The sequence below is a fragment of the uncultured Neglectibacter sp. genome (assembly GCA_937958185.1).
Classification (GTDB): Bacteria; Bacillota; Clostridia; order Oscillospirales; family Acutalibacteraceae; genus Acutalibacter.
On the sequence record CALFFN010000005.1, the window covers coordinates 1 to 14,617 of the forward strand.

Genomic DNA, 14,617 nt, shown 5'->3' on the forward strand with positions numbered 1-14,617 from the left:
GGCTAATGGAAAAGGGCAGAGAATATATGACGGCTTGTGGTCGGGTCAGAGAGTTGAAATTTGTACTAAAGTGGGTTTACGAGTAAGAAAGTGGTCGGGTCAGTAAGTTGAGATTTGTAGTAAAGAGGGTTCTCGAGTAAAAATGTTTGGGTATGTAAGACCGTTTCCGTCGGAGCTGCTGGTGAAGGAATATGAACAGTATAAGGCTGTTTACTGCCAGCTTTGCAGGGTTTTGGGAAAGGAATACGGCTGGCTTGCCCGGTTCTCTCTGAGCTATGACTGCACCTTTTACGCCATGCTGGCGCTTTCCGTATCCGGCGCGCAGATGACCGAGTGCCGCCGGAGCTGCGCGGCAAATCCCCTGAAAAAGTGCCGATATCTGGAAGCGGACGGGGAAGCCTATGAAAAGGCGGCGGCGCTTTCCGTGCTGCTGACCTGGCACAAGCTGCGGGACGACAGGGACGACGAGGGCTTCTTTAAGGCTTTGGGCTGCCGGCTGCTGCTGCCGCTGGTGTCGAGGAAGGCGAAAAAAGCCGCCGGGAAATACCCAAAGCTTGCAGAGCTTGCCCAAGCCGCCATGGACGGGCAAGCCGCAGCAGAGCAGAAGCGGGCGGGGGTGGACGAATGCGCCGAGCCCACCGCAAAGCTGCTGGAAGGGCTGTTCGGCGGGCTTGCCGGGGACAGTCCGGGTCAGAAAGCAGCGCTGGAGCAGTTCGGCTATTTCTTAGGGCGCTGGGTCTATCTCATGGACGCGGCGGACGATTTGGCGGAGGACGCAAGGAGCGGGAAGTTCAATCCGTTTTTACTGCGGCTGGGGTTTTCTGAAAAAAAGGAGCTTTCCGCGGAGGAAAAGCAAAAGGCAGAGCAGGAATGCAACGGCGCCTTGAACGCCACGCTGTCCATGGTGTTGCCGCCCTTGAACTTAATAGAGATGGTCCATTTCGGACCCATTATTGAAAATGTGGCGCAGAAGGGGCTGCCGGAAATCCAGCGGGAGATCCTGTTCCTTCACGTCAAGGAGAAAAAACGGTTCCACCCCCGGAGCGTGTCCTGATAGATTTTGAGGTAAGTGGGAAAATCCGCAAGCACCCTGCGGAGCAAAGAAAGGATTGGTCACAGCAATGAGCATGACAGACCCCTACAAGGTGTTGGGCGTGTCGCCCTCGGCGACGGACGAACAGATCAAGGAGGCATATCGGAACCTGGCGAAAAAGTACCACCCGGACCAGTACGCCGAAAGCCCCTTGAAGGACCTTGCGGACGAAAAGATGAAGGAAATCAACGAGGCGTATGACGCCATCACCTCCCAGCGCAAGGCAGGGGGGCAGCGCGGCTATGCCGGCGGGTACAACCCGGTGGGGAACGATCCTTCCTCCGGCTTCAGCGACGTGCGCAGCCTGATCTTGTCCGGGCGGATCGCCGACGCCGAGCAGATATTGAACGGCGTGCCGCCGGAGCGCAGGAACGCGGAGTGGTATTTCCTCAAGGGCTCCGTGCTGTACCGCCGGGGCTGGCTGGAGGAAGCGAAGGACCATTTTTCCCGCGCCTGCCAGATGGACCCGGGAAACGGCGAATACAGCGCCGCTTTGAATCAGGCGATGAACCGCAACACCGGCGTGTACGGCGGGTACAACCCCAACCGCGCCATGAACAGCGACTGCAATTCCTGCGACCTGTGCTCCTCCCTGATCTGTGCCGACTGCTGCTGTGAGTGCATGGGCGGAGATTTGATCCCTTGCTGCTGATAATGGGCGGAAAAAAGCTTCGGTCACACTGTGACCGATTTTGCTTCGCAAAACCGCTTTTTTCGTAGTCTCTGGGGTACACCAATCTATAGGTTATGGTGTTTTATAATTCAGAAAATGGGCGGAAAAACCGCTTTTCGGCATATCAGAAAGCAGAAAAGGCGGTTTTCGTTTAGAAAATCGGCTGCGGTGCAGCCGAAGCCTTTTCCAGGAAGAAAGGCGCAGCCTTTCTTTTGCTTCGCAAAACCGCGCTTTTTCAGCGGCTTTTGGGAATAATGGTCGGGAAAAGAATGTTCGACAAAGAACGCCGAACATTCTTTTCCGTAGTCTCTGAGGTACACTAATCTGTAGGGTATAGGGTATGGCGTTCTAAGATTCGCGGAATGGGCGGAAAAAAGTCTTCCCGGCTTGAAAAGCCGGGATTCTCCTTCGGAGAACCGCCTTTTTCCACTGCGTTGTGGGTACACCGATCTATAGGTTATGGTGTTCTAAGATTCGCGGAATGGGCGGAAAAAATATTTCACGGTTCGCAGAACCGTGATTTTGCTAAAGCAAAACCATATTTTTTCACTGCCTTACAGGTACACTGTTCTATGAAATGCAAGTGCTCTAAAATTCAGGGAATGGGCGGAAAACCGCTTTACGGCTCAAAGAGCTGGAATTTCCTTTTATCTCTAAGCTTTGGAAGTGAGTGATTTGAAAAATTCCATGAAGGTGGCGCTCTGCGGAGTGCTGGCGGCGCTTTCCACGGCGGTGATGTTCCTGACGGGGCTGATCCCTGTCGCCACGCTGGCGCTGCCCGCCATTGCCGGCTGCTTTCTGATCCCGGTGGTGGGGGAGATCGGCGTGCCGTGGGGCTTCGGCGTATATGCCGTGTGCGGCGCGCTTTCCTTTCTGCTGGCGCCGGACAGGGAAGCGGCGCTTTGCTATCTGCTGTTTTTCGGGTATTATCCCGCGCTGACGGCGGTGCTGGGGCGGATACGGAACCGCACCCTGCGGGTCGTGGTGAAGCTTCTCATTTTCAACGCCGCTGTGGTGCTGGAAACGCTGCTTTCCATCTATGTGCTGCACATTCCCTGGGAAAGCATCGGCGCCTTGGGCAAAGCCACGCCTTTCGTGCTGCTGGCGCTGGCAAACCTGATGTTTGTGCTGTATGACAGGGCGCTGGACGGGCTTATCATTTTGTATTTCCGTAAATTCAGCAGGCAGGTGCGGCGTGTTCTGAAGCTGAAATAAGTTTGGACGGTTCGGGCAATTCCCGAGCCGTTTTTTGTGTTTTTGGTCAAGAGAGGGGGGAATCCTGCAAAAGCACCTTTCTTTTCCGGGAGATTCCCGCTTTTTGACTTGATTTTTGCAGGAAAAGAGCTTAAAATGAATCTTAAAGGTTTAGGGCAACACTGCAGAAAGACCGCCCTGCGGGCTTTGCGCGGGATTGCCCTTGCGCAAGGCTGCATTGAGTGGAAAAAGGAGAGAACAACGTTATGAACAGCCAGCTTTCCGAAAGGATCCGGCAGAGAGCGCCGGAATTTTCCAAAGGGCAGAGGGCGATCGCCCGGTATATTGAAGAGCATTCGGATAAGGTCGCCTTTATGACGGCGGCGACCCTGGGCAAAACGGTGGGGGTCAGTGAATCCACCGTGGTCCGTTTTGCCGTGGAGGTGGGCTATTCCGGCTATCCGTCCCTGCAAAGCGCCATTCAGGAAATGGTGCGCAGCAAGATGACCAGCGTCCAGCGGCTGGAAATGACCTCCAACAATGTGGAACCCACCCGGCTGCTGCACGCCGTGCTGGATCAGGACATAGATATTTTGAAGGAGACCATGGAATCCATCGACCAGGAGGGCTTTTACCGCGCGGCGGACGCCCTCACCGGGGCGAAGCGGGTCTTTGTGCTGGGGGCAGGCAGCTCTCTGGCGCTGGCGACCTTCCTGGCCCACTATCTGCGGCTGGTGTTTGAAACCGTGAACCTGGTGGAAGCCGTCAGCGAGGCGAGCATTTTGCAGCAGCTGGCGCGGCTGGGCGAGGGAGACGCCATCATTGTGATAAGCTTTCCCCGATACTCCAAAAAGGCGGTCAAGGCGCTGCAGTACGCTTCCAAAACGGGGGCGGTCACTGTTGCTATTACCGACAGCCCCATGTCCCCGCTGGCAGAGTGCGCCCAGCATTTGCTCCTGGCGCGCAGCGACATGGTCTCCTTTGTGGATTCGCTGGTGGGTCCGCTGAGCATTATCAACGCCCTGATCGTTTCCGTTGCCATGCGGAAAAAGGAAGAGGTGGCGGACACCCTGCAGCGGATCGAGCAGATCTGGGACGAGTACGGAGTTTATGAAAAGGTGGATGAAAAGAACCCTTGAGCCGCAACAGTGAGTATGACGTCATCGTGGTCGGCGGCGGCGCCGCCGGGCTGATGGCTGCCGGAACAGCCGCCGCAGGAGGGCGCAGGGTCGCCCTGTTTGAGAAGAACCGTCAATTGGGCAGAAAGCTGCGTATCACCGGGAAGGGTCGGTGCAACGTGACGAATTGCTGCTCTGTGGAAGACGTGGTGGCGGCAGCCCCCAGAGGGGGAAAATTCCTGTACGGCGCTCTTTCCGGCTTTCCGCCCCAGGCAGTCATGGAATTTTTTGAAGGTCTCGGCGTGCCCCTGAAAACCGAGCGGGGGCGCAGGGTGTTCCCCGTATCCGACAGGGCGGACGATATCGCCGAGGCGCTGTGCGGTTATTTACGGCAAAACAATGTGGAAATTCTGCAATTGCCGGTCACCGAGGTGCTGATAGAAAACGGCGCTGTTTCAGGTGTGCGCGCGTCAGGGGAAGAATACCGGGCGAATTCCGTGGTGCTTGCCTGCGGCGGGGCGTCCTATCCCGGCACGGGCTCCAACGGCGACGGCTACCGTCTGGCAGAACGGCTGGGGCATACCATCGTCCCCATTGTGCCGTCCCTGGTCCCTCTGGTGGAACAGGGGGAGCTTTGCTCCCGGCTAATGGGGCTTTCCCTGCGCAATTGCGGGGTGAAGGTCACGGAATGCGGCAGGAAAAAGGCGGTTTACGAGGATTTCGGCGAGCTGCTTTTCACCCATTTCGGGCTTTCGGGTCCGACCATTTTAAGCGCTTCCGCCCATATGCACCCGATGGAAGCGGGAAAATATACCGTGCATATCGACTTGAAGCCGGCGCTGGACGAACAAAAGCTGGACGTCCGGGTGCTGCGGGACCTGGAGAAAAACCACAATCGGATTTTTGCCAATTCCCTGGAGGAGCTGCTGCCCCAAAAGCTGATCCCCGTGGTAGTGGAGCGCTCCGGCATTCCCGGGGATACCCGCTGCCATTCCGTGACAAAGGAGCAGCGCCGGGGGCTGTGCGGGCTGCTGAAAGATTTTACCGTGGAAATCCAGGGATTCCGCCCCATTGCCGAAGCGATCGTCACCTCCGGCGGGGTGAGCCTGAAGGAAATAGATTCCCGTACCATGGGCTCGAAATTGGTGCGGGGGCTGTACTTTGCCGGGGAAATGATAGACTGCGACGCCTATACCGGGGGCTACAATCTGCAAATCGCCTTTGCCACCGGGCGCCTGGCCGGGAGCAGCTGTTAGAGCACATTTCCGGGGAAATAAAAAACGGAACAGGAGAAAGAACATGGAAGCAACGCTGCATCGGGAGGATATCCTCCGTATCATGAGGGAGCTGGATTTTCTGGGGGACGGCTGCTGGCTGACCTCCGGGGCGGCGCTGGTGCTGTACGGCGTGAAGGAAGCCACCAGGGACGTCGACCTGATCTGTACCACGGAATTGGCGGACAGCTTGGAGCAGCGCGGGTTCCCCTTTCGGAGGGACGGGTTGGACAACACCCGGATTTTCCAGATCGGCGACAGGGTAGAGGTGCTGGAGGATTGGCAGACCGACGAGGTAGTCGAGCTGGAAGGCTTGAAGACCGCCAGCCTGCCCAGCATACGCAAGCAGAAGGAAGCCCTGGGCAGGGAAAAGGATATTGCCGATATTCAATTGATAGATCGATTCCTGGAAAAGAGGGAGCTATGATAAGGCTTGAGACCCGGCGGTTGATCCTGCGGGATTACCTCCCGGAGGACAAGGAGGAGTATATCCTGCTGAAAAGCGACCCGAAAACCATGTACTATTTGCAGGATATCCAGCTTCACTCCCGGCAGGAGGGGGAAAGGGATTTCAGCGAGGTGCTGGCGGACGCCGCTTCTTCGGAGAGACGGTTCCTGTTCCTCCGGGCGGAGCGGAAGGATACCGGGGAACAGCTTGGAAGCGTGGGCTATACGGTGGAAAGCCGAACGCCCCTGGGAAAGCTGGTGAGCGCGGGATACTTCTATTTTCCAAAATTCTGGGGACAGGGATACGGCTCGGAAGCATTTTTGCGGGTGCTGGAATTTGCTTTTTTGGAGGACCATGTGTACCGGGTGACCACTGGGTGCCTGAAGGAAAACCGCGGCTCTGAGCGGATCATGCAGAAATGCGGCATGGTGCCGGAGGCGGAGCGCCCCGGCTGGGAATGGCATGACGGGGAAATGAAGACCCGCATGGAATACCGGCTTTTGCGGGAGGAATTTCTGCAGAAGCGGAACAGTCTGCCGGAATGACGGGGTAACTCAGTTTGGAAAAGGAACAGCCGCTCTCAGCGGGCGGCTTCTCGATAGATTGCAGAAAAAGGGAGAATCGAGTATGTTTGCAGTAGCAATTGACGGTCCGGTCCGGGGAGCCCCAGCCTACTGAAAATTCTTATTTTTTGGTTTTGATAAAAAGGAGAGTGTAGCGATGTTTGCAGTAGCAATTGACGGTCCGGCCGGGGCTGGAAAGTCCAGCGTGGCGAAGGCGGCGGCACAGGCGCTGGGGTTTGTCTATGTGGATACCGGGGCGTTGTACCGCACGGTGGCGCTGTATCTGCTGCGCCATGGGATCGACCCAAAGGACGCCGGAGCGATCGAGCCGGAGCTTTCCAAAATCCGGGTGGATCTGACCCATACTCCCGAGGGGCAGAAAATGTTCCTCTGCGGGGAGGACGTTACCGGGCTGATCCGCACCCCGGAGGTCTCCATGGCGGCGTCCCACTGCTCCGCCCTGCCTGCGGTGCGGGCGTTCCTGCTGGATCTGCAGCGGGACCTGGCGCGCCGGAACGATGTGCTGATGGACGGCAGGGATATCGGCTCCGTCGTGCTGCCGGACGCCCAGCTCAAGGTCTTTTTGACCGCTTCCCCAGAGGAACGGGCAAGGCGCAGGGTGCTGCAGCTGAAGGAAAGCGGCGCTCCGGCGGATTTTGACGTGATCCTGCGGGAAATCCAGCAGCGGGACTATCAGGATTCCCACCGGGAGACGGCGCCGCTGAAACAGGCGGAGGACGCCGTGCTGCTGGACACGACCCACATCGGCTTTGAGGAAGCGGTGAACACCCTCCTGCGGCTGGTGGAGGAGCGCAGATAGTGGGATTTTTCTGGAAATGCTGCGCTGTGCGGCATTTTTCAGGTTTTAGAGAGTATGAGGGGGTCTGATGATGGCAAAGGAAAAACACAGGGCGAAACGGAAGGGCTGGCTCTATGCCGTGGGGCAGTTCCTGCTCCGGCTGTTCTACTACCCGGTCTACCGTATCAGGGTGTACGGCAGGGAAAATATCCCGAAAACCGGGGCGGTGCTGCTGTGCAGCAACCATGTGGCAATGAAGGACCCGGTCATGCTGGGCATTTCCCAGCACCGACAGGTGTTCTACATGGCGAAGGAGGAGCTGTTCACCAATTGGTTCATCGGCGGTCTGCTGCGAAAGCTGGGGGCGTTCCCGGTCAAGCGCGGCACAGGCGGCACGGACGCTTTGGAGGACGCTTACGCCTTATTGGAAGACAACGCCGTGGTGGGGGTGTTTCTTGAGGGCACCCGCTCCAAAACCGGCGAGCTGCAGCGCCCTAAAACCGGGGCCGCGCTGCTCCATTACCGCACGAAGGCTCCCGTTGTGCCGGTGTGTATCACAGGCAGCGACAAAAACAGACCCGCTCCTTTCCGGCGGACAGAGATACGGTTCGGCAAGCCCATTCCCGCGGAAGAGCTGAACATTCCAGATGATTCCAGCATGCAGCTGCGCCGGGCAAGCCGCACCGTTATGGCGCGTATTGCCGAGCTGCGGGAGGAATCCCGGAAGTCCCTGGGGCTGCCGGCGCCGGCGGCAGAAACCGCCGGGGAACAGCCGGGAACAAAGGAGGAGGGCTGAGTTGCCGATCACGGTTGCAAAGACCGCCGGGTTCTGCTTTGGCGTGGACCGGGCGGTGAATACGGTATATGACCTGCTGAAAAACGGCAAAAAAGTGGCGACGCTGGGTCCCATTATCCACAATCCCCAAATCGTGGAGGACCTGCGGCGCAGGGGCGTAGAAACGATCGGATCCCCCGCGGATATTCCTCCGGGATACACGCTGGTCATTCGTTCCCACGGCGTTCCGGCAAGGACTATAGAGGAAATGGAGGAGCTGGGGCTGCCCTATGTGGACGCCACCTGTCCCTTTGTGAAAAAAATACACCTGCTTGCCCGTCAGGCAGGGGAGGAGCACAAGGTGTTCCTGCTCTGTGGGGACGAAAACCACCCGGAGGTGCAGGGGATCATCGGGCACTGTGCCGGAGAGCACTATGTGATACGGGATCATGCGGAACTGGAAAATTTACTGAAAAATGACCCGGATTTGGCAAAAAAATCGGTAGTAATCGCCGCACAAACTACTTTTCACACGGAAGAATGGCAAAATTGTTTGGAAACTCTGAAAAAAGCCTGTACAAATGCCACGGTTTTTGCTACAATATGTAATGCAACTGTGGAGCGTCAGGCGGAGGCGCGGTCTCTTGCCCGGCAATGCGACTGTATGGTCGTTATCGGCGGCAGGGACAGCTCGAACACGGCAAAGCTGCGGGATATCTGTGCGGAATACTGCAAAACGTATCTTGTGGAAACTGCGGACGAGTTACCGACCTTGCCGGGAAAACTTCGCATTGGCATTACTGCGGGAGCGTCCACGCCCGCAAGGATTATAAAGGAGGCACTTGTTACCATGACAGAAGTAAACACCAATGAGCAAAATTTTGAGGAGATGCTTGAGGAATCCCTCAAAAGCTTAAATACAGACGAAAAGGTACACGGTGTTGTCGTTGGGATATCTCCCACGGAAGTGTACGTTGACGTCGGAAGGAAGCAGGCAGGCTTTATCCCGGCAGCGGAATTGTCCAACGATCCCTCGGTCCGCCCTGAGGACGTGGTCAAGCTGGGAGACGAAATGGATTTGCTCATTATGAAGACCAATGACCAGGAAGGCACCATCATGCTTTCCAAGCGCCGGGTAGACGCCATGCGCGGCTGGGAGGACATCGAGAAGGCACAGGAATCCGGCGAAGTGCTGGAGGGCAAGGTCATCGAAGTCGTCAAGGGCGGCGTGATCGTCCTGAAGGGCGCCATGCGCATCTTTGTTCCCGCATCTCAGGCAACCGCTTCCCGCGGGGAAGAGCTGGAGCCCCTGAAGGGTCAGGAGGTCAAATTCCGTATTCTGGAGGTCAATCCCCAGCGCCGCCGTGCGGTGGGTTCCATTCGCAGCGTGCTCCGCGATGAGCGCAAGGCGCGGGAGGAAGAGTTCTGGCAGAATATCGAAGAAGGTCAGAAGTTCACCGGGAAGGTCAAGTCCCTTACCAATTTCGGCGCGTTTGTGGATCTGGGCGGCGTAGACGGCATGGTCCATGTGTCCGAGCTGTCCTGGAACCGTATCCGCCACCCCAGCGAGGTGATAAACGTTGGGGACACTGTAGATGTGTACGTCAAGTCGCTGGACCGGGAGAACAACAGGATTTCCCTGGGCTATAAGCGCCCCGAGGACAACCCCTGGGTCAAGATGGAAAACGAGTATCCCGTGGGTACGGTGTGCGAGGTAAAGATCGTAGGGCTGACCCAGTTCGGCGCGTTTGCCAGCGTGATCCCCGGCATTGACGGTCTGATCCATATTTCCCAGATCGCGGACCACCGTATCGAAAAGCCCCAGGACGTGCTGAAGGTGGGCGATACCGTTACGGTGAAGATCACCGAGATCGACTTTGACCGCCACAGAGTGTCCCTGTCCATTCGGGCGCTGCTGGAGGAGCAGAAAGCCGCCGAAGATGAGGCTGCCGCCAATGCTCCCGCTGAGGAGGTCGTTTACGTAGCCGGCGAGGGCGATACCCCCGCCCCGGAGACCGAGGAACCCTCCGCTGAGGAAGCGCCTGTAGAGGAAGCTCCTGTGGAAGAGGCAGCCCCGGAAGAGGCTCCTGCCGAGGAATAAAACAGGTATTTGGAGATAGAAAGCAAAGAAGGGTCGGGGCGCCTGCCCCGATACTCCCACCGGGTCTTTTCTGGGAACCGGGGGAGTTTTCCTTTGGTATCCCAGTTCCCTGTACGAAGAACGTAAAAAATCTTGATCGTCCGGGCTTTTGTTAGGAGGACGGGCGGTCAAACTGGAGGCAAAGACCCATGAAGCGAGTAAAGAAACCTGTCTTTTTTGTGGTGCTGATTTTGATAGCGGCGCTGGTGTACACGTCCCTGTTCGGCGTGTACGGGCAGAATGGCGACTTCAAAACCACGATCATCAAGGGGGCGGGAGATATCCGATGGGGTATCGACATCAGAGGCGGCGTAGAAGCCACCTTCAGCCCCGCCGGAGATGTAAAGGCGACCAGCGAGCAGCTCAGCTCCGCTAAGGAAATCGTGGAGACCCGTATGGTGTCCCAGAACATTACAGACTATGAGCTGTATACCGACGAGACAAATAACCGCATTATCGTACGCTTCCCCTGGAAGAGCGATGAGAAGGATTTTGACCCCGAGGAAGCCATCAATGAGCTGTCCGCTACCGCTCTGCTGACCTTCCGCGAGGGCGGCGAATACGCCACCATGGATTACGACGAAAACGGCGAGCCGGTATACAAGACGCCCTCCGGCACCACGGCTGAGAATATCATTCTCGAGGGTGCGGAGGTGGTCAGCGCCCAGCCCGCTGTGAATAACGACCAGGAAACCGGCGCGACCCAGTATGTGGTTTCCCTGGAGTTCAGCGACGAGGGCGCGAAGAAGTTTGCGGAAGCCACCGAGCGGCTGCAGGGACAGACCATCTCCATCTGGATGGACGATGTGCGGCTGTCCGCGCCCACGGTCAACGCTGTGATCTCCGACGGCAAGTGCGTCATCGAGGGTAACTTCACCAGCGAGACCGCTACCCAGCTGGCGGCGCAGATCCAGGCAGGCGCCCTGCCCTTTGCCCTGGAAACCTCCAACTTTAACGCTTTGGCGCCCACTCTTGGTTCCCAGGCATTGGACGCCATGCTGCTGGCAGGTATCATCGCCTTTGTGGTGATCGCCGTGCTGATGATCGTTTGCTTCCGGCTGCCCGGCGTGGTCGCCACCATCAGCCTGGCAGGTCAGATGGGCTTGGTATTTGCCGCTGTTTCCGGCTTTTTCCCCAATATGAATTCCTTTACGATGACCCTGCCCGGCATTGCGGGTATCATTCTTTCCATCGGTATCGGCGTGGACGCCAATGTGATCACCGCCAGCCGTGTCCGGGAAGAGCTGCGCAACGGCAAGACATTGGACGGCGCTTTGCAGAAAGGCTTCCAGAGCAGCTTCTGGGCGATTTTTGACGGCAATATTACCACTGCCATCGTGGCGATCATGCTGATGGGAGTGTTTGGACCCAGCAATATCCTGTCCATGATCTTCGGCGAATCCACCACGGGTTCCATCTTCTCCTTCGGCTACACCCTGCTGATCGGTATTATCGCGAACTTCGTCATGGGTGTGCTTGCTACCAGATTGATGACCCTGTCCCTGGCTGGCTTCAAGTGCTTCCACAAGAAGGGGCTTTTCGGCGTTTCCGAAAAGGAGAGCCAGCCGGAGGCTGCGGAAAAGAAAGAACTGCATATCGACTTCTGCGGCAAGAAGAAGGTTTACTTCATCATTTCCGCCGCTCTGGTCGTGGTTGGTCTGCTTGCCAGCATCGTGGTAGGACCCAAGCTGGATATCCAGTTTGCCGGCGGCGCCATGATCCGTTATTCCGTGGACGGCAGCGATGTTTCTCCCGACGCGATCCAGTCTGTCATCAAGGACAAGCTGGGCAAGGACTGCTCCGTAGCGGTGAACCAGGATATCAATTCCGACGCCAAGCACGTGACCGTGTCCTTCTCCGGCAACCAGAGCATGACCCCCGACGAGCAGACCGAGGTGGCAACCACCTTGAGCGAGGCTTTTGACGAGGCAAACTTCACCCTGCTGGAATCCAACTCTGTGGACGCCACCATGGGCGCGAGATTCTTCCAGAAATGTCTGGCGTGCTTTGCATTGACCACGATCCTGCTGCTGGTGTACATCGCCCTGCGGTTCAAGAAGATCGGCGGCTTGTCCGCCGGCGTCACGGCGATCATTGCACTGCTTCACGATATCATCCTGTCCTTCTGCGTGTTTGTCATCTTCGGCATGGCGATCAACGACATTTTCATTGCCGTTGTGCTGACGATTTTGGGCTACTCCCTGAACAGCACCATCGTCATTTATGACCGTGTCCGGGAAAACAGGCGGAAGATGGGACCCCGCACCGGGTACAATGAGATCATGAACGCCAGTATGAACCAGACGCTGGGGCGTACCCTGCTGACCTCCCTGACCACCTTCCTTGCTCTGCTGGTGGTGTGCGTAGTGGCAATGATCTACGGTATCAGTACCGTTGTTTCCTTCGCTTTGCCCATGATGGCAGGCGTTGTGGCGGGCTGCTTCTCGTCTCAGTGCGTTGCCCCCTGCCTCTTTGCCTTCTGGCAGGCGCGCAAGCGGGAAAAGCTGAGCGCCGCCAAAAAATAAATGAGCGGCTTTTGATTCATTGGTAACAGGTAAACACCCTGTGGGGATTTCCCCACAGGGTGTTTTTTGTGCGGCTCAATGAATCCGGCAGGGGTTTTACCGAATGACCCCGCAGGCGATCATTTCCCCGGCATTGCCGGAGGGCTGGGTAGTAAAGTCGTCCGGGGCGGCGTGAATGACAAGGGTGCGTCCCAGAATATCCCGAATGGTGAACCGGGAGGTCAAAAAGGAGGTCCACGCATAGCCGTTTCCGGCAAACAGCGGGGGCAGATCCCCCATGTGCTGGGGGTGGGGCAGCTCCGCCGGGTTCAGGTGCCCGTCCGCGTCGGCAAATTCCTGCTCCGGCGTGCCCGTACAGCTGCGCCCGCTGTGAATGTGAAAGCCGAAAATGCCGGAAGGGTTTTCCGCCCGGTTGGGCAGCCCCCAAACCTCCGCCAGCACCAACACCCCTGCCGGAGTCTGAAAAAATTTTACGCTGCCCAGAAGCCGCGGGTGCTCCCGATTTCCCCGAATTGCCGCCCATGCGTTTGCCCGGCGGTTCAGCCTGTGGCAAAAAGCCTGTGTGTTGCTGCTTATCAATGTTGTCACCGTCTTTCCCAAATTCTGTTTTTATTTTTATGCGCCGGTGCCGCCTGATACGACCTGGGACAACGCATATTTCTTTTTTGCCTGCACAACCTAACAGGGAGAACCGAAAAACAGGGGGAGTCAGCATGAGCGACCGAAAAAAGCCGATCGAGTACCACGAACACGATACGCCGAAAGAGGATAATTTCCCGGAGCTGTCCAACGTGGCGTCTGCCACGGAGTGCACCGGGCTGATGTACCGCGTGCCTATGGACGGTGAGGAATGGGAAGCCTACCAGCAGCTGTCAAGCATGGAAATTCCCAAGATAGACGAAGAGATGGAGGAATCCCTTCAGCAGAAGCTGCACCGTGCGGACACCGCGGAAGAAGCGGGAAAAGCGGTGGAAGAAGCCTCCGGCGGGGAATATAGCCCCAGGCATATGAAAGAGTAAAAGGAGCAGCCGACAGACTGATCTCAGGCTGTCGATAAACCTTCTAGCCCAAAAAACGGAAGGGGGAAGATGTGTGAAAAAGCTGTTTCACAGCTTCCGGGCACCATCAGGGTCCCTCTCTCGCGTTTCAATTACAACTTATTGGGGAAATCTTTGATTTCCCCAATAAGTTTGAGCGTGTCAAAAAGGATTTTTGACACGCTTAGAGCAGCCGAAAGGCTGCTCCTTTTACTTGCGCTTTTTTGCTTTCCTTAGTATAATCAAGGGGAAAAGGGCGCTTTCCTTTGGGCGCTGTGAGAGAAAAAAGTCCTTCAACGAGTTGTATGATGGATTAAAAAACTTATAACGGGAGGTACTACATACCATGTCGATCAAAATTAAATGGCTGGGGCATTCCTGCTTTGCGGCGGAGTGCCAAAATTACAAGATCGTGCTTGACCCCTTTCAGCCGGGAAGCGTGCCTGGGCTTCTGCCGGTTCAGGAGGAAGCCGATCTGGTGCTGTGCAGTCACGAACACTTTGACCACAATTACCGGGAGGGGGTAAAAATCCCCAAAGCAGCAAAAGATAACCCTTTCCGGGTGACTGCCCTTTCCTCGTACCATGATGATCAGCGGGGCGTGCTGCGCGGCAAGAACACCATTTTCCTGCTGGAAGCTGAAGGCATGAAGCTGGTGCATTTCGGCGATATTGGCTGTATGCCCGGGGAATTGGTGCTGGAAAAGCTTCAGGGGGCAGACGCGGTGCTGATCCCCGTAGGGGGGCATTACACGGTGGACGCGGCAGGGGCGAAGGAGATTTTGGACCGGGTGCGGCCCCGGGTCATCGTCCCCATGCACTACCGTTCCCAGCGCTTCGGGTTTGATGTGCTGGGCACCTTGGACAGCTTTACCGATTTGTACGACACAGTGACCGTTTACGATACCGACACGCTGGAGCTCACGCCGGAAACGCCCGCGCAGGTTGCGGTGTTGACCTGCCCGACGGAGAGGTGACG

At 57.0% G+C, this 14,617-nt stretch carries 14 protein-coding genes; 13 read left to right on the plus strand and 1 reads right to left on the minus strand.

What is annotated here, in order from left to right; all coding sequences use genetic code 11:
- The first annotated feature begins 142 nt into the window (after positions 1-142).
- The 11 genes from AB8996_RS00795 to secF all read left to right on the plus strand — a co-directional run bounded on the left by AB8996_RS00795 (position 143) and on the right by secF (position 12,602).
- Positions 143-1,054: a DUF5685 family protein gene (locus AB8996_RS00795; RefSeq protein ID WP_369297070.1), complete on the plus strand. Its 912-nt coding sequence runs from the start codon at positions 143-145 to the stop codon at positions 1,052-1,054.
- Between the two features lie 67 nt (positions 1,055-1,121).
- Positions 1,122-1,745 carry a DnaJ domain-containing protein gene (locus tag AB8996_RS00800; RefSeq protein ID WP_369297071.1) on the plus strand — a complete coding sequence of 208 codons (624 nt, stop codon included), beginning with the start codon at positions 1,122-1,124 and terminating at the stop codon, positions 1,743-1,745.
- 687 nt (positions 1,746-2,432) lie between these two features.
- Positions 2,433-2,981: a hypothetical protein gene (locus AB8996_RS00805; protein WP_369297072.1), complete on the plus strand. Its 549-nt coding sequence runs from the start codon at positions 2,433-2,435 to the stop codon at positions 2,979-2,981.
- Positions 2,982-3,226: 245 nt separating this feature from the next.
- Complete coding sequence (locus AB8996_RS00810; RefSeq protein ID WP_369297073.1) at positions 3,227-4,099, plus strand: MurR/RpiR family transcriptional regulator; 873 nt, start codon at positions 3,227-3,229, stop codon at positions 4,097-4,099.
- Positions 4,096-5,334 (plus strand): NAD(P)/FAD-dependent oxidoreductase, encoded by a 1,239-nt coding sequence (locus tag AB8996_RS00815; RefSeq protein WP_369297074.1) that lies wholly within the window; start codon positions 4,096-4,098, stop codon positions 5,332-5,334. The genes AB8996_RS00810 and AB8996_RS00815 overlap by 4 nt, the downstream gene beginning before the upstream one ends.
- Positions 5,335-5,377: 43 nt before the next feature.
- Complete coding sequence (locus tag AB8996_RS00820; RefSeq protein WP_369297075.1) at positions 5,378-5,779, plus strand: hypothetical protein; 402 nt, start codon at positions 5,378-5,380, stop codon at positions 5,777-5,779.
- Entirely contained in the window at positions 5,776-6,345 is a 570-nt protein-coding gene (locus tag AB8996_RS00825) for a GNAT family N-acetyltransferase (RefSeq protein ID WP_369297076.1), read from the plus strand. Before AB8996_RS00820 ends, AB8996_RS00825 begins: the two co-directional genes overlap by 4 nt.
- A gap of 175 nt (positions 6,346-6,520) precedes the next feature.
- Positions 6,521-7,183, plus strand: coding sequence for a (d)CMP kinase (cmk, locus tag AB8996_RS00830; RefSeq protein ID WP_369297077.1), 663 nt, complete (start codon positions 6,521-6,523; stop codon positions 7,181-7,183).
- Positions 7,184-7,253: 70 nt separating this feature from the next.
- A complete protein-coding gene (locus AB8996_RS00835; protein ID WP_369297078.1) occupies positions 7,254-7,958 on the plus strand; it encodes a lysophospholipid acyltransferase family protein in 705 nt (234 codons plus the stop codon).
- Between the two features lies 1 nt (position 7,959).
- A complete protein-coding gene (locus AB8996_RS00840) occupies positions 7,960-10,038 on the plus strand; it encodes a bifunctional 4-hydroxy-3-methylbut-2-enyl diphosphate reductase/30S ribosomal protein S1 (RefSeq protein ID WP_369297079.1) in 2,079 nt (692 codons plus the stop codon).
- Positions 10,039-10,226: 188 nt separating this feature from the next.
- Positions 10,227-12,602 carry a protein translocase subunit SecF gene (gene secF, locus AB8996_RS00845; RefSeq protein WP_369297080.1) on the plus strand — a complete coding sequence of 792 codons (2,376 nt, stop codon included), beginning with the start codon at positions 10,227-10,229 and terminating at the stop codon, positions 12,600-12,602.
- A 96-nt stretch (positions 12,603-12,698) separates the two neighbouring features.
- On the opposite strand, the gene AB8996_RS00850 is transcribed toward secF, so the two are convergent.
- Positions 12,699-13,190, minus strand: coding sequence for a superoxide dismutase family protein (locus AB8996_RS00850; RefSeq protein WP_369297081.1), 492 nt, complete (start codon positions 13,188-13,190; stop codon positions 12,699-12,701).
- Between the two features lie 125 nt (positions 13,191-13,315).
- On the opposite strand from AB8996_RS00850, the gene AB8996_RS00855 reads away from it, so the two are divergent.
- Positions 13,316-13,621, plus strand: a complete 306-nt coding sequence (locus AB8996_RS00855; protein ID WP_369297082.1) for a hypothetical protein — start codon at positions 13,316-13,318, stop codon at positions 13,619-13,621.
- 364 nt (positions 13,622-13,985) lie between these two features.
- Positions 13,986-14,615: an MBL fold metallo-hydrolase gene (locus AB8996_RS00860; RefSeq protein ID WP_369297083.1), complete on the plus strand. Its 630-nt coding sequence runs from the start codon at positions 13,986-13,988 to the stop codon at positions 14,613-14,615.
- Positions 14,616-14,617 lie beyond the last annotated feature (2 nt).